Consider the following 25,395-nt stretch of genomic DNA (forward strand, 5'->3'; position numbering starts at 1 on the left):
GGTTGGCTAGAAATAGTCCGAGCCAACCCACTGCCGCAGTTCTACGGAGCCTCAACCAAAGTGTTTCCGGACTGGGTTCCGATTTGAATGGTGTATCCGGCGGTGAATTGGTTGGCCTGGGCCGTGTCGCGATCGCCATCTTCAAACATATCCAAGGTGAAGCCCGCCGGGTCGCCAAGACCAGCTATACTGACTACACCCGCAGCACCGATCGCAAAAGCAGAGTTCTGCAAACCATTGTCGTTGCTGCCGTCGTAGTTAAAAGAGTGGGCTGCAGCAAATTCCTTACCGACGGCGGCGGAGACGGCCACTCCCGTGACGGCGGTTCCGTCAACTGTGAAGGCGGCGGAACCGGCTACGCCCCCCTCGCCAGCCCGGGCGGCGGTGGAGATTCCGAAGGTGCTCAGGACGACGAGACTGGTAAGGGCGACTAAACGACGAATCATATTTTTTTGTACTCCACAAGAGGTTTTTCGGATCTATCTATTAGACGTTTTTTGGGGGGTGAACTGTGAATTTTGGGTTCCCCCAGGTAGATGCGATCGCCTTCCAGATATGCTATTTAGGCGATCGAGCCAAGCCCTGATTCCACAAGAGTTTTTTGGCGTTCACTTATTAGACGTTTTTGGGGGGTGAACTGTGAATTTTGGGTTCCCCCAGGTAGATGCGATTTTCCAGATATGCGATTGAGGCGATCGAGCCAAGCCCTGATTCCACAAGAGTTTTTTGGCGTTCACTTATTAGACGTTTTTGGGGGGTGAACTGTGAATTTTGGTTCCCCCAGGTAGATGCGATTTTCCAGATATGCTATTTAGGCGATCGAGCCAAGCCCTGGTTCCACAAGAGTTTTTTGGCGTTCACTTATTAGACGTTTTTGGGGGGTGAACTGTGAATTTTGGGTTCCCCCAAGGGGGTTCTCAGAAACCCCGTTTTTGGGAAAAACCGGGTTTCTTGGCCTGGGAAAGGGTATATGTTTACCCACGGGGTGCTGGGTTTCGCGATGCTTCACCGGACCCACGGGGTGTTGGGTTTCGCTGTGCTTCACCCAACCTACACCAACCTACAGGTGTTGGGTTTCCTATGCTTCACCCAACCTACTTGTCTGGGCTTTCTGGGTCGGGAGGGGGGTCAGTTGGCCCGTCGTTTTCAATCGTCCTTTCCGTTTTCCTCTGTTGTACCCTCTTCCGGAACTCCCCCGCCAGACTGTAGGTGTCGCTGTCGTAGCTTTCCAAGCGATCGTACACTATCGACCTGGCTTGGGAAATGCGCTTACGGACGTTGATCATCGACAGGTGAAGTTTGCTGCCGATTTCTGGATAAGATTGCTGTTGTTTCACATAGAGAATCAAGGTTTTCCGCTGTTTCGGCGGTAATTACTCCATGACGCAATCTAAAAATTCTTCCAGTTCCCAGCCCATACAAATCTGTTCCGGCGTGGGTTCGGGACTTCCCCATTCATCAGCTAAAGCGATCGGATCGACATTCTCAACTTTCAATCGTTGGCGATCGCGCCTTCTGAGGATATCTGTACAATGATTCCAGGTTACTCTAGCTAACCAATGCTTCCAGTTCCTAATCGGTTTGGTGCGTTTTAGCAGTTCTTTTTGAGCTTTCAAAAGGGCTTCACTGAGGGCATCTTCAGCCTCAATGGGGTTGCCAATTTTTCTCAGACAACAACGCCAGAGATAGTCTCTATGCTCTAGCCATTGTTGCCAAAACTCTACAGGTACTTCAGCACTACCATTGTTTGTTTCAAAGTTGTTCACGGTTTTTCATGAGGGTTTTACTAAAAGAAACCAAGCATATATACACCCTGATATATACCTCCTAAATTAATAAATGAATCAGCCATAAGGGTTCGGTTCGCTTACGCCGAATTCACTCATCTACTTCAGGAATAACTTCCACAGGTTCTTCTACAAGCACTTCCACCAACAGTTCTAAAATCTGTTCCAAAAGCACTTCTGCTTGGACTTCTACAGGCTCAGGATCGCACTCAGTGCATCGCATCTGCCTGATGGGGAAAAGGCAACTCAAGGGTTGATAAATCATTGGATATACCTTAGATATATGTAATTTTTCTCGCAATCCGTGATGTGTCACGATCGCTCAAAACCCGCACCCTCTTGAATATATTTTGCCAACAGAACACCGCCTCACATTAGCCGCAGATTAACTACTTGGTAATGTGGTTAATGATGATAATGATTGGCAAAAATTGCAATCTTAGAGCATATATCTTGAACTGGCTGGGACGATAATTCTACCCTTATTGTTCTGGCTCTGGAATTATTATAACCCACTCTTCCGAAAATTTATATCCGATTTGTGCAACTTTTTGAACTTACTACTTCAAATTCCAGCAAAATACCCTGGGAGGGTATTGACTCCGTAACAATACGGAAATTCCCGGCCAAATGGTGACCATCCTTGGGGAGCGATCGCTTTTTTGGCATTCAAAGAAACGGGTTTTAGCGATCGCTTAGGACGCAACTTATGAGTCGGTTATTAGCGCAAGTGTTACAGTGAATTTGGGATTCCCCCAGGTAGGTGCGATCGCTCTGGGTAGCTCTGGGTAGGTTGGGTGGAGTGCAACGGAACCCAACAGCGGGTATATGTTTCCCACAGGGTGTTGGGTTCCCCCAAGGAGGTTCTCAGAAACCCGGTTTTTGGGAAAAACCGGGTTTCTTGGCTGGGGAAAGGGGTATATGTTGACCCAGGGGGTGTTGGGTTTCGCTATGCTTCACCCAACCTACACCTACACCAACCCACGGGTGATGTGTGAATTTGGGATTCCCCCAGGTAGGTGCGATCGCTCTGGGTAGGTTGGGTGGAGTGCAACGGAACCCAACAACGGGTATATGTTTCCCACAGTGAATTTGGGATTCTCCCAGGTAGGTGCGATCGCTCTGGGTAGGTTGGGTGGAGTGCAACGGAACCCAACAACGGGTATATGTTTCCCACAGGGTGTTGGGTTTCGCGATGGTTCACCAGACCCAGGGGGTGTTGGGTTTCGCTATGCTTCACCCAACCTACACCAACCTACTAGCCGGCCAAAATTCCAGCAAAATACCCTGGGAGGGTATTGACTCCGTAACAATACGGAAATTCCCGGCCAAATGGTGACCATCCTTGGGGAGCGATCGCTTTTTTGGCATTCAAAGAAACCGGGTTTTAGCGATCGCTTAGGACGCAACTTATGAGTCGGTTATTAGCGCAAGTGTTACAGTGAATTTGGGATTCCCCCAGGTAGGTGCGATCGCTCTGGGTAGGTTGGGTGGAGTGCAACGGAACCCAACAACGGGTATATGTTTCCCACAGGGTGTTGGGTTCCCCCAAGGAGGTTCTCAGAAACCCGGTTTTTCCAAAAAACCGGGTTTCTTGGCTGGGGAAAGGGGTATATGTTGACCCAGGGGGTGTTGGGTTTCGCTATGCTTCACCCAACCTACACCAACTACACTAGAAGCAACCCGTTAGGAAAATCTCAGGAGGTTGGGGTTATGAGTCCGTTATTAGCGCAAGTGTTACGGGAAATTGAGCAACTGAACCCAGAGGAACAATTGGAGGTGATTAGCCATACAACGAAGCTGGTAAAACGCCAGATTTCTGGCAATCCTGTCTGGGAGGCTTATTTAGAATCCAAACAGGAGCGCCAGGAGGTTTATCGTCGCCTTGCTAACTCCTAATTTTATTACTCGCGATGATGTGTTATCGATTCATGCTGACCAAATTGAGAGTTTTGGCGGCACCCTTGGACTACGGGACGAGGGGCTATTAGACTCGGCTTTAGCACAACCTAAAGTTAGCTTTGCTGGGGAGCTGCTGCATAACACGATCACAGAACAAGCAGCGGCTTATCTTTATCATCTGGCGATGAATCATCCGTTTGTTGATGGTAATAAACGCACGGCTTTTGCCGTTATGGATGTTTTTTTGCGGGTAAATGGTTACAGGTTGGCGGTTACAGATGATGATGCTTATATGCTGGTGCTGCGGGTAGTGCGGAAAGAGTTAGACAAGGCTGGTTTGGTTGATGAGTTAGTTCAGGTTGTGCAGCCGATATGAGGAAAAAATGGAATAGTGAATTTGGGATTCCCCCAGGTAGGTGCGATCGCTCTGGGTAGGTTGGGTGGAGTGCAACGGAACCCAACAACGGGTATATGTTTCCCACAGTGAATTTGGGATTCCCCCAGGTAGGTGCGATCGCTCTGGGTAGGTTGGGTGGAGTGCAACGGAACCCAACAACGGGTATATGTTTCCCACAGTGAATTTGGGATTCCCCCAGGTAGGTGCGATCGCTCTGGGTAGGTTGGGTGGAGTGCAACGGAACCCAACAACGGGTATATGTTTCCCACAGTGAATTTGGGATTCTCCCAGGTAGGTGCGATCGCTCTGGGTAGGTTGGGTGGAGTGCAACGGAACCCAACAACGGGTATATGTTTCCCACAGGGTGTTGGGTTTCGCGATGGTTCACCAGACCCAGGGGGTGTTGGGTTTCGCTATGCTTCACCCAACCTACACCAACCTACACCAACCTACTTTAGCTAAGATGTAGATAAAAAACGGGGTTTCTCAGGGATAGGAAAGTTTATGAATATTAAATTAGTCGAATCTTTAGCCCTAGTGGTTCAATCGCTTTCCCCAGAAGAGCGATCGCTTTTAGAGGAGAAGCTGAAAGCACACCAGCAGGAAACCTCAGCGGCGGGGAAAGATCGTCCTTTTTATGAAACGGCGACTCCAGAAGAAAGGGCGAAAGCGTTTCGGGAATGGGCAGCGAGTCACCCGCGCAACCAGCCCTCTTTATCCGATGAAGCGATTAGCCGAGAAAGCATTTATGGAGAAAGGGGTTAATGTCATTTTTGATTGATACTAATATTCTGTTGCGGAGCGCAGACGCTAATCATTCCATGTACGCCGATGCAGTAACAGCGACAAATATTCTGCTTGCACAAGGGGGAGATGTTTGTATCATTCCCCAAAATTTAATCGAGTTTTGGAATGTTTACACCCGCCCTGTAGATAAGAATGGTTTAGGACATACCCCAACGGAAGCGGCTGCTGAAGTCAATCGATTAAAAGGGCTTTTTTTGCTATTACCGGATAGGTTAGCCATTTATTCGGAGTGGGAAAGGTTGGTGCTGACTTATGGGGTGAGGGGAGTTAATGTCCATGATGCGCGGTTGGTGGCAGCAATGCTTGTACATGGATTGACTCATATTCTGACTTTTAATATCAGGGATTTTGCCCGCTATGGGGAAGTGACGGCAGTGCATCCGATGGATGTGCGATCGTAAATTTTGGGCAGCAAAAGAAAGGGGGTTTAGGGCGATCGCTTTGGTATCTTACAGCCTGTTCAGAAATCATATTATCACCTCTCCAAGTCCCTCTCCCTCTGTGGGAGCCAGGTTTAGGGCGATCGCTTTGGTATCTTACAGCCTGTTCAGAAATCATATTATCACCTCTCCAAGTCCCTCTCCCTCTGTGGGAGCCAGGTTTAGGGCGATCGCTTTGGTATCTTACAGCCTGTTCAGAAATCATATTATCACCTCTCAAAGTCCCTCTCCCACAAAGGGAGAGGGATTTAGGGTGAGGGGCAATGTATTAAGCGACTGGTAAACAAGCTGTACCTAAGATGTAGATAAGATACCCGGTTTCTCAGAGTTGATTAACCTTTTCTCCAGCGGACGATCGCCCGATTTGATTCACCAATCCACAGGACGAGGGAGGTTCCGCCTATAATCCATAACCAGTCTGTCAGACACAGGGGAACAGTTCGGAAAATGCTGCCGCCAAATTGAACAATCAGAATTTGTCCGATGAAAATGACTCCGGCGATCACCAAAAAACTAGGATTTTGCCAGAGTTGGGATAAGACGGAATCCTTGGAACCGAAGCATTTGGCATTAAATAAATTCCAGAATTGCAGCATCACAAAACTGGTGAAAAATAGTGAGAGTTCATAGGCTGTTACCTGATGATCAGATTGGATATACAGTAGAAACCCGACCAGAATCACTAAAAAAGCTGCCCCCACAGTAAAGATTGAGGATGACATGGCTGGGGAGATAATAAAGTCTTCCGGGTTTCTGGGTGGTACTTCCATCACCCTTTCGCTGGGGGGTTCTGTGGCTAAGGCGAGGGCGGCGAAGGTATCCATAATTAGGTTTACCCACAAAAGCTGAATTACGGTAAAGGGTAGGTTAATGCCGATAAAAGGTCCTAACAGGGCAATAATGCAGGCGACCACATTAATTGTGAGTTGAAACAAGATGAATTTTTGGATGTTTTGATAGAGCGATCGCCCCCATAAAACTGCCTGTTTGACACTCCGAAAAGAGTCATCTAACAGGATAATATCGCTGGCTTCTTTGGCCACAAAAGTGCCGCTACCCATGGCTAAACCGACTTGGGCTTGATTGAGAGCCGCCGCATCATTGGTTCCGTCTCCGGTAACGGCTACCACCTCTCCTTGAGCCTGTAATAGTTGGACGATGCGCTGTTTATCTTGAGGACGAGCGCGACCTATTACCCGCACTTTTTTGAGGGTTTTGCTGGCGAGTTCATCATCCATTTCTCGGAGTTGGCTTCCGGTAATATAAGCCTCGCTGGTGTCGTTTTCATCGATAATCCCAATTTGACTACCAATTTGGGCGGCGGTTAGCAGACTATCGCCGGTAATCATTTTAATATCAATTCCGGCTTGGCGACATTGGCGGACGGCTTCGGGAACTTCTGGACGTACCGGATCGGCGATCGCCACAAATCCTAACCATACTACATCTTGGCGATCGTCTACATTCAAATCATCCCCTTCGAGTTGCGGTTGAGGGATATAAGCAAATCCCAGGGTTCGCATTCCTCCCGCATCGCAGTTTTTTAACTCCTGAGAAATCAATCTTCTGGATTCTGGGGTGAGGGTAATTACGCCCTTTTCCGACAAATAGGAGGAACAATGACCTAGGACAATATCGGGAGCGCCTTTGATGTGCATTATCTCCTGATTATTGATAGCTGATATTCCCAGGGTCACCATATATTTCAGATCGGGGGTAAAAGCTAGTTGTTGTTTAACCTCAAACCTATTGCGTTCGGAGAGATAATCAATCTGATTTTGTTCTAACCATAACAACAGCGCCGCCTCGGTGGGATTCCCGATCGCCTTAGATTTTTGGTTCTCATGTTGTTCTAAGTTGGCGGTACTGTTGGCGGCTATGGCTTCGGTTAATAAATCACTGGGAATATCGTGGCTGAAACTGGGGAAATTTATCTCTTGTACCTGCATTTTATTCATGGTTAAAGTTCCGGTTTTATCAGAACAAATAACCGTAGCCGCGCCAATGGTTTCGCAGGCGTGCATCCTTCGCACGAGGTTATTTTGTTTGGTCATTTTCCTCATGCTATAGGCGAGGCTGAGGGTGACACTTAGCGCCAGACCTTCCGGGACAGCGACCACAATCACCGCCACCGCAATCATAAAGTAGGTGACAAACTCAGTGGCGGCTGATGCGGGAATCCAATCACTAACATTATCGGGAATAAAATTGCCTCCATAACCGATCGCAATTCCCACCCCAAAAACTAACAAACCTATTAAGGTTGATTTCACCCAGCCAATGGCGTGATCATCTTCTAACCATTCTGGCACAGTCGCCTCATAACCTGAGATTTCTAAACCATCATAAACAATGGGTAACCATACCCTAACTAGGGTAATGATTAAACTGGTAACAGCTAGGGCGACTATATACCACTGTCCTAGGCTTAGGTTAAGGTTTCCGGTGAGGATACCGCGCACCACTAAGGCTATATCAATTAAAACGGCAATGGCTAACCCTAGGACTCCAATTAAGCGACTGAGGCGGTCTAATTGCTGTTTTAGGGGGGTGTCTATATTGGTGATTTCGCACACTAATTGCGCGGTTTGACCGATTTCTGTACTATCGCCAACAGCGGTGACTTCAAAGGTGCCATGACCGTCTGTAACTACTGTTCCTCGTAATAAGCGATCGGGAGGATAGGCGCTATCGGGAAGTTCGCCACTGGCTTCTAATTGCGATTTGCCTAACTTTTTGACGGCTTCTGATTCTCCGGTTAAGCTGGCTTCATTTACCCGCAGCGAAACGGCTTCGACTAATTGACCATCGGCGGGGATTTCGTCCCCCAATTCGATGATCACAATATCACCGACTACTATATCTTTTTTGGGAATGGTGGTAAAACTATGATCTCGGATTACTTTGATGGGGACTTCATCATTCATCCGGTTGAGAATATCAAATTCTTGATTGGCTTTATACTCGTTTAAGAAAGCTAGGGTAGTGGCTAAGGCGATCGCTACAATAATACCAATTCCTTCTACATAATTGCCATTAACTATTCCTAAACTAATGGCGATCGCCGCCGCCATAATCAAAATCCGAATCACCGGATCATCAAACTTTCCCAAAAATTGCCGCCAAGCTGCTTCCCTTGGTGGGGGAGTCATGACATTACTACCGTTAGTTTGGCGACTTGTCTCTACCTCTGGGGGAGTTAATCCTTTTAAGTGATGGATTTCTTGGCGCTGGTCATGGATCGTGGTCATCGGCGAGGCTCCTATATTAGCATCTATACTGAGAAAAATCAGATTGTGTTATCTTAAAAATCACCGTCTTATATTGGCATCAGCCTAGTCAAATATCGGCTTATGTATTCCCATTTGCACAAATGAGAACTCGATTAAATTGCGATCGTCTGTTAACTTCATCAGCTAAAATACTTAACTGATTACATATCTTGACTCCGGCTTCAATTTAACTATACCACTTTCCCCTCAGATCGGGGAACCATCTAAGGGATTTTCGGTCTTAACCCGCCGCTACCTCACTTTATCTGTTCACTATGGCTTGGCAAAATATTACAAAAAATAAGATTATTCTAGCATCAATTAGTCAGGCTTTGCAAGTAGTAGCCTCTGGGATAATTAAATCTCTGAAAATTAGGGCTGATCAGGCTCTCAATCACAGCCGGGATGTATGGGTAACCGTTATAATTTACTTGGATATGACCTATTTTGATTGTCTCCCTAGTATGACCTCACTTGACCCTAACCCGCCGCCTAAAAATCTGAATAATGAGTTGGCGAAAGAACGCAACCGCGCCGCTTCCGAACGGACTTTAATGGCGTGGATTCGTACCTGTTTATCACTGATAGGCTTTGGCTTTGGTATTGACCAAATTGTGACGGTTATCTACGAAGAAACAGGAGACACTTACCTTAATCCTCTGCGTCTCTCTCGCTTCCTCGGTCTTTCGTTTATCGCTTTGGGAACTCTAGCACTAATAGCGGCTTCGATTGACCATCGCCAAGAACTCAAACGTATCTGTAGAGATGATTATTTATACACTCCTAGAATATCTCAAGCCCTGACTGTGGCTGTGATTTTGGCGATTTTAGGGGTGGTGGCATTCTTGGGAATTATGCTGGGTTCATAACCACTTTTTACCCTGAATTTGGGCTGATATAACTAAGGGCGAAGCCTGTGCATTTGTAGTTAGTTGGTTAACCACAACACTACAAATGCCGGCAGATTACAGATGTGTGGAACTTTAGGCTAGGCTGTACAGTAAACTCGGCACAATTTGAGCCACAAACTGAAGCAGGAAAATGGCAATAATGGGGGAAAAGTCAATGCCACCCAAGGGGGGAATAAATGAACGGAAAATATTAAGATAAGGGTCAGTTAGTTGGCTAATAACCGATAAAGGACCATCGTATAAATTCACATTGGGGAACCAACTCAGCAGGATTCTAATAAAAATTAGAACCATGTAAATGTTCAGGAATTGTGCAACTGTATTAGCAAGTAGAAACAATGGTGAACTCATGCAATATCTCCGATAACTGGGAAATGGCTTATGGTGAGACCTCAAGGGTCTGGGAATAGTCAACTACCTAAAGTCTGGGCGGGTTCGACGGTTTCCCTGAGAGTGATTTAGTATGATTGACTTTTAACTGGGGTTTATGAAAGAGTAAACTCTAGCAGCTAATTATATCATACTTTGGGCGCTAGTTGATGCTAAATATCTTCGGCTGAGGGTGAGTCGTGAACCTCAGCAGAGATAGTCCCATTCACTCCCCCAAGTTGATGGCGTACATCATCGATCGCCTGATTGAGTTGAGAAATTTTGTCTTCTAGGTTCAAACGCGCTGTTTCCACATTTTCGGGGGTTAGGCGATCGCCTTTATTGCGGTTGCGCTTATTGTCTCCTAGGGAATTAGGGTTTTCGGAGTTATCCGCAGATAGTCGCGAGGAGAGGACAACCCCCAACACACCACCCACGATACCCCCTAAAGTAGCCCCTAATATCAGTCCGCTGGTAAAGCCTTCTCGATTAGCCATAGTTTTAGATTCACCTCATCATCAAAAATTCAAGTTCCAAAAGTGCGATCGCCCGCATCTCCCAACCCCGGAACAATAAAACCTCGCTCATCGAGACCCTGATCAATAATAGCCGTATAAACTTGTAGACTAGGATACTCTTGGCTAAGGGACTGTAAGGCTTGGGGGGCGGCTATCACGGAGATAATTCGCATCAACCCCGGATCAATACCGCGCTTGGTCAGTTCACCCATAGTCGCCATAATGGTTCCCCCAGTAGCCAGCATTGGCTCACTAACGATTAACCGGGTTTGAGGGTCAAAACTATCAGGAAGTTTATTCAGATAGCAACTCACCTGTAGGGTTTCCTCATCGCGGACCATTCCCAGGTGATACACCGATGTTAAAGGCACCACGCTTTGGATACCTTCCATTAGAGCTAATCCCGCCCGCAGGATGGGTATAACCACCATCGGCGCTTCTGGGTTGATATAAGTAGCTGGACATTCACACAGGGGAGTTTGTACCGTAGTTTCCACCGTGGTGAACCAATCGCGAGTCGCTTCGTAGGTTAGCCACCGTCCCAGTTCCGTCATAGCGCTGCGGAATAGGGCGGGCGGAGTTGAGACATCACGGGCGATCGCCAACCAATGCTTAATTAGGGGATGGGGGGGGACGTAAACGCGCAGTTGCAGAGTCATTAGGGGGATAGTCAACCAAATTCGGCTTTTCCCTTCCATCATACTCCCCCAGCTACCCAGTCAGACTACCCCCGCATAGTTTTAAGAAATGTTACAGACTTATTGACAATTATTTTTAACAAGTCTAAAGTAGATTCTCAGTGTTCTCCTCTCAAATAAAAGGATCGGCAGACGGGGGCGGTTGATGAAAAAAACCGTTCCCGCATTTCTTGTGAAAATGGCTGTGGGAGGGGCATTCTCATGATTTTGCCCCCAGAACTGTCGCTTGTGAACGTTATACAAGCATGGTGAGGCGTTACACTGTAGAGTCAGGAAATTCTGGAAGAGAGTTGATCCGATGCCTGTTATTACCCACCAGTCCTTTGCTGATGAACCCCGACCGACTCAAGACTTTGATGTAATTGTCATCGGTTCCGGTATTGGAGGCTTAGTCACTGCCACCCAACTGGCAGCCAAAGGCGCGAATGTACTTGTCCTAGAAAGTTACATCATCCCCGGTGGTAGTTCTGGTTACTTTGAGCGAGAGGGATATCGATTTGATGTCGGAGCATCAATGATTTTTGGATTTGGTGACCAAGGCACAACTAACCTGCTCACCCGCGCCCTAGAAGCTGTTAACGTCAAATTAGAAACTATCCCCGACCCAGTTCAAATTCACTACCACCTACCTGGGGAACTCCAAGTTAGGGTTCACCGAGATTATGAGAAATTTTTGCAAGAACTAGGGGAAAAGTTCCCCGACGAACGAGACGGAATTCGTAAGTTTTATGACGAATGTTGGCAGGTGTTTAACTGCTTGAACGCCATGGAACTCCTGTCCCTGGAGGAACCCCGTTATCTGATGCGGGTTTTCTTCCAAAACCCAGGCGCTTGTCTGGGACTGGTCCAATACCTACCCAAAAATGTGGGCGAAGTCGCTAAACGACACATCAGCAACCCGGAATTACTCAAATTTATTGATATTGAGTGTTACTGCTGGTCTGTGGTTCCCGCTGACTTAACTCCCATGATTAACGCTGGGATGGTCTTTTCTGACCGCCACTACGGTGGGATCAACTACCCCAAGGGGGGAGTAGGTCAAATCGCCCAAAAACTGGCTGAAGGCTTACAGAAAGCCGGAGGAACGATTAAATACAAAGCCAGGGTTAAACAGATTTTAATTGAAAATGGGCAAGCTGTGGGGGTCGAACTCACTAACGGTACAGTTTACCGCGCTCGCCGTATAGTTTCCAATGCTACCCGCTGGGATACTTTTGGGAAACTAATCCCTGAAACAATGATGCCGCCTTCTGAGCGAAAATGGCGCAAACGCTATCAGAAATCGCCGAGTTTTCTCAGCTTACATTTGGGGGTAGAAGCCTCGGTTTTAACACCAGAAACCGACTGTCACCACATTATAGTTCAAGATTGGCAAAAAATGGAGGAGCCAGAAGGGACGATTTTTGTCTCTATTCCTACCCTCCTTGACCCGGATTTGGCCCCGCAAGGCTATCATATCATCCATGCTTTTACCCCGAGTTGGATTGATAATTGGGAAGATTTACCACCCACAGAATATGAACAAAAAAAAGAGGAGGCAGCCTGGGTAATTGTAGACCGTCTCGAAAAGATTTTTCCCGGTTTAGATGCGGGTTTGGATTATATGGAAGTGGGAACAGCGCGATCGCACCGTCGTTTTCTTAACCGTGATGACGGCACCTATGGACCTATTCCTAGCCGACAACTGCGGGGACTCCTAGGAATGCCTTTTAACCGCACTGCTATTCCTGGTCTGTATTGCGTCGGAGATAGCACCTTTCCTGGTCAAGGATTAAATGCTGTCGCCTTTTCTGGGTTCGCCTGCGCCCACCGCATTGCCGTAGATTTAAAGTTACGCTAACACCAAAATTTAATTCCATAATTTAGTGGGAGGATATCGCTCCCCTCCCCTATTTTTACCTGATTATCTTACTAAAAATTATAAATTTATGCAAGTCTGTATTGTTACCGGTGGCAACTCCGGTGTCGGGTTAATGACATCCGTGGGTTTAGCTAAGTTAGGCTATCATGTCTTTATTGCTTGTCGTTCCCACAGCAAAGCCACCAAAGCCATTGCTTATATCTCTCAAAAAACTGGCAACCCGAACATCGAATATTTGCCCTTAAATCTGGCTTCTCTGGAGTCGGTGCGTCAATGTGTTGAACTGTTTTTAGCCAAAAACTTACCCCTAAATATTTTAATCAATAATGCCGGAATATTCAATGGTAGCGGTGTCACCCCAGAAGGATTTGAGTTGATTTGGGGAACTAACTATTTGGGACATTTTTTGCTGACTTACTTACTCTGGGATAAATTACAAAAATCTGCCCCTAGTCGAGTGGTTATGGTATGTTCAGACCTCGCATTAAAACCCACGACAATTAAATGGGATCTATTTGTCAAATCTACCCCCTTCAACTTTATCGAATTATATAATCAATCTAAACTCTGTTTATTACTGTTAACCCGACAACTTTATCAACAATCAAGCCATGTCACTGTTAACGCGGTGCATCCCGGTTTTGTCCAATCTAATATTACCATCGGTCATCGTTTGAGTAAGTTTTTGGGTATCGGAATTAGCCCCCAAAAAGGCTGTTATAGTAGCTTATTCTGTGCAACTTCTCCCGACTGTGAATTCATCACGGGCAAGTTTTTTGACCCCAAAGGGAAGGAAATTCCTTTGCCCCCCTTAGCTTTAAATAATCAGTTATGTCAACAATTGTGGGAACAAAGTTTAGACTGGACTGGTGGTAATAAACCTGTGGAAAACCAGAGAATTAATTATGATGGTACTGATGAAGTTTGGGGACCCTATAGCTTAAATTTAACCCCGGAGGAAATCGCTACAATTCGCCAACATATTTTTAAAGAAGTCTTACCTAAGCCACCGATTAAAGTTTTATTGGTCTCCGCCTTAACGGCTTTATTAAAACTACATTTTGGGTCGATTATGTTGCTGTTTGTGCAATGCTATAAGCGACAGTTTTACATGGAAAGACATTTAGACTCGCCGCCATTATTACAGTTGTGTCAAAATGATAATTTATTGGCGATTATCAGAAAACATCTAGGGGATAATTTCTGCCTATGGCGTTCGGAGTTATGGGTGAATTATCCATCGGGTCAATTAATCCCATTTTGGCATAGAGATATTTACCCCAAATTATTGTCTGGGGAAGGCAAAACTATTAATATCTATATTGCTTTAACAGAAGTGACCGCCAGAAATGGCTTTGAATATATCCCCAAAACTGAGGCAGAAAATTGTCCCCGGCAAATTACTGACCCTTTCAGCGGTAATCATTTCTACAAGGTTCCTAATTCCGTGAAAAACCAAGTGATTCCCGTGGTTTTGCAGGCGGGAGAATTTGTTTTATTTACTGACCAAGTTATCCATCGTTCGGTTTACAATAGCAGTGGGAAGGTGCGTCTGTCTTTGACTTTAAGATTTGCCCAAGATACTGTCAAAATTTTGCCGGGATATAGCCCCATTTATCATCAGCCACTATTTTTCTATAATTAATTAAGGCGATCGCCTTCTAAATTTATCATCTTGGCAGGTCTTAAAAACTAGGAGTTTCCGTTAAAATATGCTACAATACTTTGATAGGGTAATGATGAGTTGAGGATACCACATGAAAATTACTATTGTCGCGATGGAAATTCCCTATCCGCCAATTCATGGCGGCAGAGTTGATGTCTGGCGACGGCTGAAAATGTTGGCAGAATTGGGAACGGAGATACAGTTAATCTGTTGGTCTGGTACACCTGTAGATGGGGATAGCTTGCAGGTTATTAATCAATATGTGAAAGACTTTCATCTGATTATTTATCAGCGTGGTGTCGGTTCTTCTCTGCGGCGGGCGATCGCTTTATTATCATACCCTTTAGAAGTGACATCGAGAATAGTTAGAGGTGAGAAATGGAGGGAGATTTTGACATCTGTTGGGTCTTTTAAGCCTGATGTGATTCTCTGTGATCAGATTCATAGTGGTTGGGTAGCATCTAAATTGAGTGACTCTCTGCATATTCCGATGATTGTGCGATCGCATGATATTGAACATTTGCATTATCGCTATTATTTTCAATGTGCAAAAGGCAGTAAAAAACTGGTGAGATTATTATCTATTAATCACTTAGAACAATTTGAGAAATCCTTATTAAAAAAAAGTTTAGCATTTTATGATATTTCCCGAGATGACTTACAATTTTGGCAACAACAAGGATTTGATAATGGCTACTTTTTGCCTCCCTTAATCGAATTTAGTGCCGACGATCATCAACCGGAAAACTTAACTGATTCTGAGTTAGAAACACCTGTCTATGATGTGGTGTTCCTGGGGAATTTGAACTCGGAAAATAATGTGGCGGGTGTGACTTGGTTTGTGGAGGAAGTCTGGCCAATGTTAAAAGAGCGATCGCCTAGTATTAAAGTTCTGATTTCCGGTTCCAACCCCGTGCCAAAAATCAAAGATATTTGTCAAAATAAACCCGGATTAGAATTAATAATTAACCCCCCATCTGCTGCCAAAATTTACCGATCTGGTCGAGTGTTAATCGACCCTGTGGCTACCGGAAGTGGTGTGAGTATCAAATCTATTGATATGTTGGCGATCGGTAAACCCATTGTTTCTCGACCCAAAGGATTGTCAGGTTTACCAGAAGCAGCGAAACCATATTTCCGAGTAGCATCTGATGCGTCATCATACACTAATGAAATTTTAAATTGTCTGGCTGAACAGCAACCTAACATCCCAGATCGAGTTTTACTAGAATCAATGTTTGGATCTCCCGTCATTGAGAATTTTCTCTCTCAAATTGACTCTCTGCTTACCTCCAATAAAACCCCCAAATAGGAACCCATTTAAACTTGACCATCAAAAAAGACCCACAATCATTAATGTTGATGGTATTGATTAATCGTTCTCAATAAGACCATCTCCATCTGATCAATCATAACTTTAGGACTAAAATTATCCAGTACATGATCACGACAACGCTGGCCAAGTTCCGGGTCATCATCTCGCCAATTAGCAACCTGGTTAAGAACTTCTGCTAATTGTTCAGGAGAACCAGGTTCAACCAGATAACGGCTTAATTCACCTGTCATCATTTCAGGTATTCCCCCCACTCTACTACCGACAACAGGCGTACCAGTTGATAAAGATTCTAAAACCACCCTCGGACAAGGATCAGGCCAAATACTAGGAACAATCGTAACATCACTAACCCGATAAAGATCCGGTGTATTGGGAACATGACCCATAAACTGGACTAATTCTTTAATCCCTAGTTCATCCACCATATCTTTTAAAAATTTAAGATAGTTAATACGCGCTTCTGGTGAATCTTCTTTAGGTTCCAAAATAACATTTCCAGCAATTAATAAACAAATATCTGGTTGATGATTGGCCAGTAATGCAAAGGCTTTAATCAGGACTTCTATTCCTTTATTAGGGTTGAGTCTCCCTAAAAACGAAAAAACTCGCCTGTTTCCTAAGATATTGAAATCACGACGGAGGGATAATTGCTGATGATTATCAACGGAGTGGGGACTAAATTTTTCCGGGTCGATGCAATTATAAACTATATCAATTTTATTAGCATCAATACCACACAAATTAACCCATGTGTCTTTATTGGCTTGAGAAACCGTCATAAATTGATTCACCCCTGACAACCCAGGTCGCCACTTGAACTTAAATGGAGTTCCCGGCAATTGTAAATAACAGACTAAAGGTACTTTGTGAATATTGGATAAACCATAGCCCCAAAATATCGAACTAAACTCATTAGAAAAAACAATGGAATCTGAAGTTTTTTTTATGGGAGAAATATCATTCAAAAAATCCACAGCAAATTTCACCATATCCAGGGGATTTTTGCGGTGGGCTTGGTAGCGTTTAACCGGAATTAAATTTTGGCAAAATTTGCCATAGATTTCTAGGAGGTCTCCTTCTTTGATGTAAACCAAACTAATCTGATGTCCACGATTAGCAAGGCCTTCACAAATTCCTAGTAGATTTAACTCTTGACCGCCAAGAGTGGATGATGGCTCATTTTCTAAAGCAATTAAGTGCATTATGATTTGGGTTTAGTTGATCAAACGTATAAACATCAGTTCAAAATTAAACCTTAGCCAGCATTGATTTAAGAAACTGTATCTGCGATTGATTGAGGTTCAGAAACTACCAATAAATCTTCGGTGCCAGAGGAACGTTGAAAGGCTTGATCTAGAGAATAGGTAGGCTGCCAGTTTAGAATCTGTTTAGCCTTTTGATTAGTATATCGCAGTGGCTTAAAACGAGCTTGAAGTTTGGCAGGGACTAAAATACCTGGTAAACGAGCTTTACCCTCAAGAAATAGCCGGTTAAACAGCCAAGCCATATTGGCAATTAATTTCATAAAAAACCAGTTGATAAAATATATTTTGGGTACTTTATCCATGGTTTCTATGAGTTTTTTAGCATAGGCATTTTGAGTAGGTAAATTGTCATCGACAATATTTAAGGTTTGTCCAAAGGCTGCTTCTTTATCGGCGGCGATGACAATGGCTTCTGCACAGTTTTCTACATAGGTTAAAGGCATAATTGCATTACCCCCTATTCTTAACCAGGCACTATCCCCTATTTCGGCACCTAAGCAGGCATTCCAAAGATAATCACGACCGTAAATCATCCCCGGACGAATAATAGAAACTTGTCCACCATCTCGCTCAAAATCTCGATAAAGTTGTTCTTGAATTAGCTTTGTTTGAGCGTATTCGTCACGATTTAAGGGGTCAGCTTCGATGGGAGAATCTTCGTCTAAAATTTGATGCGATCGCATTTTGACATAATCATAAACTGAAAAGGTACTAATGGCTATGAGTTTAGAAATCCCGGCTTTTTTCATAGCAATTAAAATATTTTCGGTGGCTATGACTGTGCCAGCAAATTGGGTGTAAAAATCCCCAGACTTAGAGGCGGCTAAATGAATGACAGCATCCACAGATTGCAGACTTTCTACCAAGCCTGATGATTGCCTTAAATCTAGGCGGACAATTTCTAAATTAGGATGATTAAACCAAGAGAATTTAGTCTCATCAGTTTGAGGACGAAGTACGGCTTTTACTTGGTGTCCCCGTCGCAAGGCTTCCGCTACAATATACTGTCCTAAAAATCCAGATGCGCCAGTGATAAACAGTTTCATAGATGATTCTCCTCTGCAATTAATGCGTTAACTAAACGACTGGTTTTATCCATATCTTCAAAGCTAATGGGTAGTGGCTTATCTTCTTGTAAGGCTTGATAAGTCTGACCTAATAAACTATGTAAACCTTCATAGGGAGTTTTTTGTAACAGTTTCCGACGAAAGTTAGTAAAGCTGGCATTCATGAAAGTCCAACCATTAGCAAACTGATTAGCCAAAGGAGAAAGCTGCTTACCAACGGCACGAGGGACTACACAGCGAACATAGGGTTGAAATAAATCAACTTCTGCATAACCTAAAGAACCACGAACTGTGACGGAAAAACAGTCGGGTTGAGTATAAGCACTAAATCGAATGCGAGTATGTTGGTGACCGGAAAAAATCAGTGCATCTAAATCGTCATACTTAAATAAATCACCGCCACCATGATTATTCCATCCGGCTTTGACGTAATCAAAAGTTGGCATAAATAATAGGGCAAGATAACACAAGTGGGTAATAAAGTCATGAATCACACCCCCCGGAAGTTTATGGACTGGACTAGGTAGATTTTCGTCTGCGTATCGTCCACCACTACGGATATCTAATGCCATACGGACTTCTACTTCGCCGATGGTTCCTAGGGTTCCATCTTCAACTAGCTTTTGCAGTGCTAGAATTGGCTGATTGAAGCGATAATTTTGATTTTCGATTAAATGGCGATCGCATTTTTGAGCAAAATCCCATAGTTCTTTAAACTCATCATAAGTGGGAGTTATCGGCTTTTCACAAATCACATGAGCCCCTGCACTCAGACAATCCATAGACATTTTTTTATGGATTTGAGGAGGTGTTAAAATATGCACAACATCCGGCTTGGCTTGCTCTAGCATTTGATGATAATCTGTATAAGCAGCTTCAGCACCAAATCTTCTAACAGCATAGTTAGCAGCAGCTTGGGAAATATCACAAACTCCAACTAAACGAGTCCTTTCCGAGTTAGATAAAAAACTGAGATGTTCTTTAGAAATTAACCCGGTGCCAATAACTGCTGCTTTTAACTTAGGTTTTTGATTGTCGTTATCCATTACAATTAATTTAATCCTAGAAAAATAGTTGAAAGCCTTTAAATTATGCTATAAAAAAATGTTGGCTTGATTTTTACACTAATTAATATTTTCCAGTAATTTTTGATAGCGTTTAATCGGAATACCAGCTTTGGCTGAAATCATAACTGTTACATAATCCGGCTCAATTTCAGATAAAAAATCCTTGATTTGTTGTTCTGATAAATTTTCTGTGCCAAAATAGCGTAAGCCGGGGTATGTTTCATCAATATAATGATTGGCTTCATGGGCTAGAATATAATCACAAAACATTCCATAGAGGATATACTCAGATAAATTCCAAGTATTAGAGATGGTTTCCACCCAAGAACGTCCAGACACTTTTTCTAGGTGTTCATATAATTTTAAAACATTATCCTTTTTCCAGGTAATCAAGTCACCAATATAATTGGGAGCCGGAAAATCCACCATAGGGGTAATCAGTAATTTACTAGCCGTTTTATACCAACTATAATGAGACTCCCAAGAGCGAGGAATTGAGTTAGGCTCTCGATAAAAGCGAATTTTCCCATCTTTAACAAATCGTTCCTGTGGATTTAAAGGACGCACAAAGGCAACATCTGAGTCTACAAACATCAAAACATCTTCAGACACAAATTTAGCCGCTGACAGCTTAATAATTTGCTGAAGCAGCCAGTTCCGAATAGGAGGACTTTTAAAGCTAAACCAACCATTTTTGACAAAAGGTATCCTTTTTATCCACTTAGGAATCACCTCTTCAACAACTAAAATTTCTGTGCGATTATTTTGGAGTGACTTAAACATTGATAAATCTTTTCGATCAACAATAATATAATGCTTTGTTGACGAAGGAATGAACTTATCAACTGTAGAACACAAAAATTGGCATCTCTCAAAGTCCGGTGCATAACTCGGTGTAACTAAACAAAAGCTGTATTCTGAGGAATTGGTTTCAGGGCTGACATTCATCATCTTAATCAATAAACTCCTACGATAATTATATTTAATAATTGACAAAAAATCAAGTTATTTCTCAATCTAAAAATGAGTTACTTAAAGGTGGCTTGACGAGCCTGCTGTTTATATAAAAATGCTACAGCACACCATAGAAATAAAGTTTTGATCGTATCTGAAGCTAAAGTTGCCCAAGTCGCTCCTCGCCAAGAATAAACCGGAATCAATAATCGGTTCATTGTTACATTAAACACAGCAGTTCCTAAGATAATAAATCCTCGAGTTTTTTGATTTCCAGAGCCAGTCAGTGTATCAGCAGCAATAAATTGTAATCCAATTAACAATGGCATAGGGGATAACCATAGTAATACGGGAATAGATTCTTGATACTGTTCTCCTAAGATAAATGGTATAAATGGGTTAAAAATCCAATAGCCAATTCCGACAATAATACCATAAATAATTGCTATAGGCACTAAACGTTTAGCAAAACCAAAACTGCCAGAAATACCAGTTTTACCGTGTTCAAAAAATTTGGCATAAGTTGAGGAAAAAATTGATAGTAGCGGTAAATATGCTACTTCAATTAAACGATAAGCTGCAGCGTATAAACCTGTTGAATTAGCTGTATCTAAACTTGTTAGCATAGTTTTATCAATACTTGAGTTAACTACATCTGCAGATGCTCCAATTGAGAAATAAATTCCTTGATTAAAATTCGATTTAATTTTTGATAAGTTTGGTTTGCTTGGTAAGCCTATCATTTTATGAACTAGCAAAATTGAGACTATAGCGGCGGTGACATTTCCTAAAAAATATAATATAGCCCAATCTAAAACACCAGGGTTTGTCCAACCAATTGCTAATATAATAGCAGCCACTAACTTGGATAAGTTTAAAACAATTTGAAGTTGAGCAGCTTTGAGTAGTAAACCAACTGAAATTAAGGCTCCTGAAGACAGATTCCATAGTGCTAACCCTACTAAGTCAGAGGCAAGAATTAGAAGTATTGCTACAGGAGAAATAGCTTGGGGAAAAATTAACAGTGATATTAATAGCGCTAAGATAATTAAACAACTTCCTGAAACTGTTGTTGTGAATAAAGCATTAGCCCAAGATTCGGGAAATAATGACCGACTTCGAGACACATCTCTAACTAAAATATCTGTACTACCCAGGGTAGAAAAAGGATTGAGTATTACTGCTAAAGCGCTGACTCCCATAAATATACCAAAATTATTAACTCCTAGAGTTCTAGCAGTAATAACAAAATACCCAGCCTGCATAAAAATACCTATAAATCGACCGCCAAGCATCCATAAAATTCCCCTGAACAAGGGCTGATTAAACATTTCAGCTATTTTATGTTTCAAATTATTAAAGTTCATAGTTATAATTTTTCAGGAAGTAATTTTGATGAAATTGATGCTGATACTGGTTGATGATGAGATGGTTTTTGAATGGGTGTCATCATCGAAATTGATAGGGCTGTATATAATACCCAAAATATACTATTTTGAGACAGTATGCCTCCCTCTGTGGCATTGGTTAGAATTAAATAGGTTAAAAATATTAATGGCCAAAATGTTTCGATACCTGTGCCAAATCTAGCTATAAAAACTGCCCTTAATAAGTTAATACTAAAGCCAATAGAGTAAGTAATTACGCCTAATAAACCCACATCTAACCATAAATCAAGTATGCCGTTATGGGAATAAGGTACAGGCCATCTGGCGGCTCTAATAATATAGGCTGATGCACCATCTAAACCCTGCCAAAATGCAGTGTAACCATATCCTAAATAGGGACGTTTATCAATCATCTCTCTAGCCCATAACCAAATATCGGTGCGACCAGTAAGGGTTGGATCTTTGCCAATTAATCCTAATAATTCATCAGCCATTTCTATATAGATATAAAAAATAGTGGCTCCCAAAGTGACAATTGCTAGGAGTGAAGGAATTAGTAAAATATACCGAAATCGCAGCACTCGATAGGCTATGATGCTGGTAAATAAAACTGTAAAATTAATCAGGGAACTTGATGATTTTGCCATCACTAATAGCAAACAAGCAATGACGATCGCTATATAAGCAATCCAGCGTTTTTCTTTTTCAAAAAGACCCGGTGATAAGATTAATACTATACCACCTAATGTCATGCCTCTTCCCAAAAGATTTTTATGGTTATATATGCCTCGCCAAGCTCCATAGTGAACCGCCTGTTCAATGCCATAACGAGGTAATGCGATCGCAAAAATAAGACTAAGGACAGCAATAATTCCATAGGACCAAGCTAAAAGTTTAAGTTGCTCTTTGAGGCTATAACGACTACCTAGGTAAACACCAAATAGTGTAGTTCCAATTAAGCCAATACAACTTTTAAGGGTACGAGCCGGAAAATCCGACCAAAAATAGGAAGCGATCGCAATCAAAATCATCACCCAGATAACTGGACCTCTTTTAACAGAAATCAAGCACTTTTTCCACCGTAGCAATAGTAAAGCTACCGAAACCAAATAAGTCAGCAGAAACAGCAGCACATTTAATCTAAAATCAAAGGAATTAATATCTGTACCATCGCCCTCGCTTGCGCCGCCAGATAAAATCAGAGGCAACCAGTTAGCGCTATAATGAATAATCGCAAAAACCGTAAAACTAGATTCCAAATATTTTAAGTATTTTTCCATTAAAATATTGATGCTTTTGGTCCAAATATACACCCGGTAACCTGTTGTGCATCATAGCATTTTTATCAGTGAAACCCAGATAGAAATGTAAAAATTAATGTAGATTATGTAAAGTTTTGGTAAAGTTGTTGCTGTCAGGGAGTACCCAGGCTTAATTAACCTGGTATAGGGATAGTTTGATATCTAAGAAGAACTCCTAGAAGATATTTTCGGGGGTGCGGAGCGATCGCGCCGATGGGATTTTTGGAGAGGGAAATAGCGTTGAGCATGATAGAAATACTTAGTGGACTCATTCTTGCTAATCCCATTGATCACCGTCCCCAAGATCCGCTGACCCGATCGCGCTAATATTTCCTTAGCGGCTTTAGCGCTATCGCGGTCAAGAATTCGGGGTCTAGCGACCATTAACACCCCACTAGCCATATTAGCTAAAGTTAAAGCATCGGCGGCTAATACCAATGGTGGTGTATCAATAATTACAAAATCATACTCCTCCGAAAAATTCCGAATTAAGGAAGTCATGCGTCGAGAATCCAAAAGTGCTAACGGATTTGGTGGTGTCACCCCAGCCGTCAAAATATCGAGTTGGTCAATTCCCGGCTTCACGGCTTCGGAAAGAGTGGCCTCTTCCACGAGTACATCACTTAATCCCACCGCATTAGTTAAACCCCAGATATGATGTTGAATCGGTTGTCGCATATCCCCATCAATGAGTATCACCCGATGTCCAAGCTGGGCGATCGCCGCCGCCAAATTAGCGGAAACCGTTGATTTTCCCTCCTGTGGTACGGAACTGGTGACCACAATTACCCGCACTTTGCGATCGGAACCCAAAAACTTCAAATTCGCCTGAATCATCCGATAAATTTCGCTAATTAAGGAACCGGGTGTATCCACCACCGGAACCTGTACAGAAGAGCGATCGCCTCCCGTCAAATAGCGGTAAAAAGGCGGCGCGGCAAAAGAAGGAATAATACCCAACAAAGTATATCCAAATAAATCCCTAGTTTCCGCCACCGTCCTCAGAGATTTATCTCCCATTTCCATCAACAGCAATAAAGTAGTTGAGGCGACTAATCCCCCCATTACCCCCAAAGCCAACAACTGTATTTTTGCCGTTCTTCCCTCATCTGGAACGTTAGCCGTTTCGATAATTCTGGCATTATTGGTAATCTTATTGGCTGCCACTTGCGCTTCCTCAAGATTTTGTAGTAAAGTCCGATAAGTCAGACGAGCCACCTCAGCTTTGCGCTCAAGTTCCTGCTGTTGTTGTTCTAATTGTGGCAAGATCCTAGCTCTTCTTTCCAAGCCATCACGCGCCTCATAGAGAGAGTCAAGCTGCTTAGTCAAATCCATCCGCCGAATTTCCGCATTAATAAACTCTTCAATCTGATTATTTTTGACATCCATAACCCTGAGCAACCCGCGAGAAAAGGGTCTGCTACTACCCAAATAAACCTCAATTTCTCTCTGTAACACGCTCTCCAGATTATCTCGCTTTCCCTTCAAAGAAATAATCCGGGGATTTTCATCTCGAAAACGTCTTTGTTCCTGGGCTAATTCTCCCTCAACATTCTCCAACTCTTGTAAAGCCGATCGCACTACCGGAGACTGACTTAAAGTATTTACAGCTATAGCCTCTTCCAAGTTCAACCCCACTTGATTTCCCAAGGAATTAACCAAAGATTGCACCGCATTCAATTCGGCTTCTAAGGTAGTAATATTGCGATTTAACTGCGCCATTTCCTGTACGGATATCGCAAACTCCGTTCCCAGATCTACTACATAATTTCTTTCCTTAAAATCTTGAATAGATTGTTCCGCCATAAACAACTCCTGTTGTACCCTAGGTAGCTGTTCCTGAATAAACTCTTTTGCGCCGGAGGCTTCTTGTCGAATACTAGACACATTAGCCTCAATATAAACCTCCATAACCGTATTAATCACATCAGCAACTTCTTGAGGATTTTGGCTTTTATAGGTTAACAGAACAATATCCGTGCCACCAATAATTCTAATATCTAAATTGCGTCTAATATCCTCTGGATAAATTGGATCACCATCCTCATTAGTTAAATTCAAGCGCTCAATCACGGTTTCTAACAAAGGATTAGAATACATTAATTCTATCTGGGTACTCAAGGGAGTCTGATCCGCCAATAGTGCTTTCAGTTCCCCTAACCCTTCACCAATACCAGCTAAAGAGGAAGTGCGGTCTACCTTAAACAAAATTTTTCCCGATGTTTCATAGGTGGTACTCAAAAATCGGGTAGCATATACAGCCCCAGATACAGTTAGCACAAAAACTCCCAGCAGCCAAAACCATCGGCGTTTCAATGTTTGTAAATATCTACCCAAATCCAAATCAATCGATTCTCGGTGTTCAATATTACTAAAATCCATAACCATT

The 25,395-nt window shown here is 43.1% G+C and carries 27 protein-coding genes; 10 read left to right on the forward strand and 17 right to left on the reverse strand.

All coding sequences use genetic code 11. The annotated features are described in order from the left end of the window. Positions 1-41: 41 nt before the first annotated feature. Positions 42-446 carry a hypothetical protein gene (locus NLZ44_RS14655; protein ID WP_493750253.1) on the reverse strand — a complete coding sequence of 135 codons (405 nt, stop codon included), beginning with the start codon at positions 444-446 and terminating at the stop codon, positions 42-44. A 58-nt stretch (positions 447-504) separates the two neighbouring features. On the opposite strand from NLZ44_RS14655, the gene NLZ44_RS14660 reads away from it, so the two are divergent. After that, the gene (locus NLZ44_RS14660; RefSeq protein ID WP_493750254.1) at positions 505-636 is read left to right on the forward strand and encodes a hypothetical protein; all 132 of its coding nucleotides are present in this window, start codon (positions 505-507) and stop codon (positions 634-636) included. A gap of 458 nt (positions 637-1,094) precedes the next feature. On the opposite strand, the gene NLZ44_RS14665 is transcribed toward NLZ44_RS14660, so the two are convergent. From NLZ44_RS14665 to NLZ44_RS14680, 4 genes are all read right to left on the reverse strand, one after another. Next, complete coding sequence (locus NLZ44_RS14665) at positions 1,095-1,337, reverse strand: hypothetical protein (RefSeq protein WP_493750255.1); 243 nt, start codon at positions 1,335-1,337, stop codon at positions 1,095-1,097. Positions 1,338-1,373: 36 nt separating this feature from the next. Next, entirely contained in the window at positions 1,374-1,766 is a 393-nt protein-coding gene (locus tag NLZ44_RS14670; protein WP_493750256.1) for an RNA polymerase sigma factor, read from the reverse strand. A 112-nt stretch (positions 1,767-1,878) separates the two neighbouring features. After that, on the reverse strand, positions 1,879-2,052 hold the full coding sequence (locus NLZ44_RS14675; protein WP_493750257.1) for a hypothetical protein: 174 nt from the start codon (positions 2,050-2,052) through the stop codon (positions 1,879-1,881). Positions 2,053-2,654: 602 nt separating this feature from the next. Next, positions 2,655-2,933 carry a hypothetical protein gene (locus NLZ44_RS14680; RefSeq protein WP_493750258.1) on the reverse strand — a complete coding sequence of 93 codons (279 nt, stop codon included), beginning with the start codon at positions 2,931-2,933 and terminating at the stop codon, positions 2,655-2,657. A 567-nt stretch (positions 2,934-3,500) separates the two neighbouring features. On the opposite strand from NLZ44_RS14680, the gene NLZ44_RS14685 reads away from it, so the two are divergent. Both NLZ44_RS14685 and NLZ44_RS14690 read left to right on the forward strand, forming a co-directional pair. Next, on the forward strand, positions 3,501-3,686 hold the full coding sequence (locus tag NLZ44_RS14685) for a DUF2281 domain-containing protein (protein ID WP_493750259.1): 186 nt from the start codon (positions 3,501-3,503) through the stop codon (positions 3,684-3,686). Continuing rightward, positions 3,673-4,065: a type II toxin-antitoxin system death-on-curing family toxin gene (locus NLZ44_RS14690; protein WP_493750260.1), complete on the forward strand. Its 393-nt coding sequence runs from the start codon at positions 3,673-3,675 to the stop codon at positions 4,063-4,065. Before NLZ44_RS14685 ends, NLZ44_RS14690 begins: the two co-directional genes overlap by 14 nt. Here NLZ44_RS14690 and NLZ44_RS14695 read toward each other — a convergent pair. Next, positions 4,039-4,416 carry a hypothetical protein gene (locus tag NLZ44_RS14695; protein ID WP_493750261.1) on the reverse strand — a complete coding sequence of 126 codons (378 nt, stop codon included), beginning with the start codon at positions 4,414-4,416 and terminating at the stop codon, positions 4,039-4,041. The genes NLZ44_RS14690 and NLZ44_RS14695 overlap by 27 nt on opposite strands. 174 nt (positions 4,417-4,590) lie before the next feature. On the opposite strand from NLZ44_RS14695, the gene NLZ44_RS14700 reads away from it, so the two are divergent. Genes NLZ44_RS14700 through NLZ44_RS14710 form a run of 3 tightly spaced genes read left to right on the forward strand, consistent with a single transcriptional unit; the run spans position 4,591 to position 5,616 of the window. Beyond that, positions 4,591-4,851, forward strand: a complete 261-nt coding sequence (locus NLZ44_RS14700) for a hypothetical protein (protein WP_493750262.1) — start codon at positions 4,591-4,593, stop codon at positions 4,849-4,851. Continuing rightward, on the forward strand, positions 4,851-5,294 hold the full coding sequence (locus NLZ44_RS14705) for a type II toxin-antitoxin system VapC family toxin (RefSeq protein ID WP_493750263.1): 444 nt from the start codon (positions 4,851-4,853) through the stop codon (positions 5,292-5,294). The genes NLZ44_RS14700 and NLZ44_RS14705 overlap by 1 nt, the downstream gene beginning before the upstream one ends. Further along, positions 5,281-5,616, forward strand: coding sequence for a hypothetical protein (locus tag NLZ44_RS14710; protein ID WP_493750264.1), 336 nt, complete (start codon positions 5,281-5,283; stop codon positions 5,614-5,616). Before NLZ44_RS14705 ends, NLZ44_RS14710 begins: the two co-directional genes overlap by 14 nt. Before the next feature lie 49 nt (positions 5,617-5,665). Here the strand turns inward: NLZ44_RS14710 and NLZ44_RS14715 are convergent, their stop codons facing one another. Beyond that, positions 5,666-8,584 (reverse strand): calcium-translocating P-type ATPase, PMCA-type, encoded by a 2,919-nt coding sequence (locus NLZ44_RS14715; RefSeq protein ID WP_493750265.1) that lies wholly within the window; start codon positions 8,582-8,584, stop codon positions 5,666-5,668. Between the two features lie 296 nt (positions 8,585-8,880). Between NLZ44_RS14715 and NLZ44_RS14720 the strand changes: the two genes are divergently transcribed. Then, complete coding sequence (locus NLZ44_RS14720) at positions 8,881-9,474, forward strand: DUF202 domain-containing protein (protein ID WP_233497897.1); 594 nt, start codon at positions 8,881-8,883, stop codon at positions 9,472-9,474. A gap of 114 nt (positions 9,475-9,588) precedes the next feature. On the opposite strand, the gene NLZ44_RS14725 is transcribed toward NLZ44_RS14720, so the two are convergent. The 3 genes from NLZ44_RS14725 to upp form a co-directional block, all read right to left on the reverse strand. Beyond that, positions 9,589-9,867, reverse strand: coding sequence for a YggT family protein (locus tag NLZ44_RS14725; protein WP_493750266.1), 279 nt, complete (start codon positions 9,865-9,867; stop codon positions 9,589-9,591). A 191-nt stretch (positions 9,868-10,058) separates the two neighbouring features. Next, entirely contained in the window at positions 10,059-10,382 is a 324-nt protein-coding gene (locus tag NLZ44_RS14730) for a ssl2009 family thylakoid membrane protein (RefSeq protein ID WP_493750267.1), read from the reverse strand. A gap of 29 nt (positions 10,383-10,411) precedes the next feature. Beyond that, complete coding sequence (upp, locus tag NLZ44_RS14735) at positions 10,412-11,062, reverse strand: uracil phosphoribosyltransferase (protein ID WP_493753003.1); 651 nt, start codon at positions 11,060-11,062, stop codon at positions 10,412-10,414. Positions 11,063-11,399: 337 nt separating this feature from the next. Between upp and crtH the strand changes: the two genes are divergently transcribed. The 3 genes from crtH to NLZ44_RS14750 all read left to right on the forward strand — a co-directional run bounded on the left by crtH (position 11,400) and on the right by NLZ44_RS14750 (position 15,940). Further along, positions 11,400-12,941, forward strand: coding sequence for a carotenoid isomerase (gene crtH / locus NLZ44_RS14740; protein WP_493750268.1), 1,542 nt, complete (start codon positions 11,400-11,402; stop codon positions 12,939-12,941). An 88-nt stretch (positions 12,942-13,029) separates the two neighbouring features. Next, on the forward strand, positions 13,030-14,607 hold the full coding sequence (locus tag NLZ44_RS14745; protein ID WP_493750269.1) for an SDR family NAD(P)-dependent oxidoreductase: 1,578 nt from the start codon (positions 13,030-13,032) through the stop codon (positions 14,605-14,607). A gap of 112 nt (positions 14,608-14,719) precedes the next feature. Continuing rightward, positions 14,720-15,940, forward strand: coding sequence for a glycosyltransferase (locus tag NLZ44_RS14750; protein ID WP_493750270.1), 1,221 nt, complete (start codon positions 14,720-14,722; stop codon positions 15,938-15,940). A 41-nt stretch (positions 15,941-15,981) separates the two neighbouring features. On the opposite strand, the gene NLZ44_RS14755 is transcribed toward NLZ44_RS14750, so the two are convergent. The 7 genes from NLZ44_RS14755 to NLZ44_RS14785 all read right to left on the reverse strand — a co-directional run bounded on the left by NLZ44_RS14755 (position 15,982) and on the right by NLZ44_RS14785 (position 25,388). Further along, positions 15,982-17,166 carry a glycosyltransferase family 4 protein gene (locus tag NLZ44_RS14755; RefSeq protein ID WP_493750271.1) on the reverse strand — a complete coding sequence of 395 codons (1,185 nt, stop codon included), beginning with the start codon at positions 17,164-17,166 and terminating at the stop codon, positions 15,982-15,984. Positions 17,167-17,234: 68 nt separating this feature from the next. Continuing rightward, positions 17,235-18,275: an NAD-dependent epimerase/dehydratase family protein gene (locus NLZ44_RS14760; RefSeq protein ID WP_493750272.1), complete on the reverse strand. Its 1,041-nt coding sequence runs from the start codon at positions 18,273-18,275 to the stop codon at positions 17,235-17,237. Beyond that, positions 18,272-19,342: a Gfo/Idh/MocA family protein gene (locus tag NLZ44_RS14765; RefSeq protein ID WP_493750273.1), complete on the reverse strand. Its 1,071-nt coding sequence runs from the start codon at positions 19,340-19,342 to the stop codon at positions 18,272-18,274. Before NLZ44_RS14765 ends, NLZ44_RS14760 begins: the two co-directional genes overlap by 4 nt. Before the next feature lie 78 nt (positions 19,343-19,420). Further along, the gene (locus NLZ44_RS14770; protein ID WP_493753004.1) at positions 19,421-20,314 is read right to left on the reverse strand and encodes a DUF6492 family protein; all 894 of its coding nucleotides are present in this window, start codon (positions 20,312-20,314) and stop codon (positions 19,421-19,423) included. A 77-nt stretch (positions 20,315-20,391) separates the two neighbouring features. Beyond that, positions 20,392-21,684 carry an oligosaccharide flippase family protein gene (locus tag NLZ44_RS14775; protein ID WP_493750274.1) on the reverse strand — a complete coding sequence of 431 codons (1,293 nt, stop codon included), beginning with the start codon at positions 21,682-21,684 and terminating at the stop codon, positions 20,392-20,394. 2 nt (positions 21,685-21,686) lie between these two features. After that, the gene (locus tag NLZ44_RS14780; RefSeq protein ID WP_493750275.1) at positions 21,687-22,985 is read right to left on the reverse strand and encodes an O-antigen ligase family protein; all 1,299 of its coding nucleotides are present in this window, start codon (positions 22,983-22,985) and stop codon (positions 21,687-21,689) included. 183 nt (positions 22,986-23,168) lie between these two features. Continuing rightward, positions 23,169-25,388 carry a GumC family protein gene (locus NLZ44_RS14785; RefSeq protein WP_493750276.1) on the reverse strand — a complete coding sequence of 740 codons (2,220 nt, stop codon included), beginning with the start codon at positions 25,386-25,388 and terminating at the stop codon, positions 23,169-23,171. Between the last annotated feature and the right edge of the window lie 7 nt (positions 25,389-25,395).

The sequence above is a fragment of the Arthrospira sp. PCC 9901 genome (genome assembly GCF_059013425.1).

Coding starts and splice junctions, on each gene's coding strand:
- NLZ44_RS14655 (WP_493750253.1), bottom strand. CDS start 446: ATGATTCGTCGTTTAGTCGCCCTTACCAGTCTCGTCGTCCTGAGCACC.
- NLZ44_RS14675 (WP_493750257.1), bottom strand. CDS start 2,052: ATGATTTATCAACCCTTGAGTTGCCTTTTCCCCATCAGGCAGATGCGA.
- NLZ44_RS14685 (WP_493750259.1), top strand. CDS start 3,501: ATGAGTCCGTTATTAGCGCAAGTGTTACGGGAAATTGAGCAACTGAAC.
- NLZ44_RS14700 (WP_493750262.1), top strand. CDS start 4,591: ATGAATATTAAATTAGTCGAATCTTTAGCCCTAGTGGTTCAATCGCTT.
- NLZ44_RS14705 (WP_493750263.1), top strand. CDS start 4,851: ATGTCATTTTTGATTGATACTAATATTCTGTTGCGGAGCGCAGACGCT.
- NLZ44_RS14710 (WP_493750264.1), top strand. CDS start 5,281: ATGTGCGATCGTAAATTTTGGGCAGCAAAAGAAAGGGGGTTTAGGGCG.
- NLZ44_RS14715 (WP_493750265.1), bottom strand. CDS start 8,584: ATGACCACGATCCATGACCAGCGCCAAGAAATCCATCACTTAAAAGGA.
- NLZ44_RS14720 (WP_233497897.1), top strand. CDS start 8,881: ATGGCTTGGCAAAATATTACAAAAAATAAGATTATTCTAGCATCAATT.
- NLZ44_RS14725 (WP_493750266.1), bottom strand. CDS start 9,867: ATGAGTTCACCATTGTTTCTACTTGCTAATACAGTTGCACAATTCCTG.
- NLZ44_RS14730 (WP_493750267.1), bottom strand. CDS start 10,382: ATGGCTAATCGAGAAGGCTTTACCAGCGGACTGATATTAGGGGCTACT.
- upp (WP_493753003.1), bottom strand. CDS start 11,062: ATGACTCTGCAACTGCGCGTTTACGTCCCCCCCCATCCCCTAATTAAG.
- crtH (WP_493750268.1), top strand. CDS start 11,400: ATGCCTGTTATTACCCACCAGTCCTTTGCTGATGAACCCCGACCGACT.
- NLZ44_RS14745 (WP_493750269.1), top strand. CDS start 13,030: ATGCAAGTCTGTATTGTTACCGGTGGCAACTCCGGTGTCGGGTTAATG.
- NLZ44_RS14750 (WP_493750270.1), top strand. CDS start 14,720: ATGAAAATTACTATTGTCGCGATGGAAATTCCCTATCCGCCAATTCAT.
- NLZ44_RS14755 (WP_493750271.1), bottom strand. CDS start 17,166: ATGCACTTAATTGCTTTAGAAAATGAGCCATCATCCACTCTTGGCGGT.
- NLZ44_RS14760 (WP_493750272.1), bottom strand. CDS start 18,275: ATGAAACTGTTTATCACTGGCGCATCTGGATTTTTAGGACAGTATATT.
- NLZ44_RS14765 (WP_493750273.1), bottom strand. CDS start 19,342: ATGGATAACGACAATCAAAAACCTAAGTTAAAAGCAGCAGTTATTGGC.
- NLZ44_RS14770 (WP_493753004.1), bottom strand. CDS start 20,314: ATGATGAATGTCAGCCCTGAAACCAATTCCTCAGAATACAGCTTTTGT.
- NLZ44_RS14775 (WP_493750274.1), bottom strand. CDS start 21,684: ATGAACTTTAATAATTTGAAACATAAAATAGCTGAAATGTTTAATCAG.
- NLZ44_RS14780 (WP_493750275.1), bottom strand. CDS start 22,985: ATGGAAAAATACTTAAAATATTTGGAATCTAGTTTTACGGTTTTTGCG.
- NLZ44_RS14785 (WP_493750276.1), bottom strand. CDS start 25,388: ATGGATTTTAGTAATATTGAACACCGAGAATCGATTGATTTGGATTTG.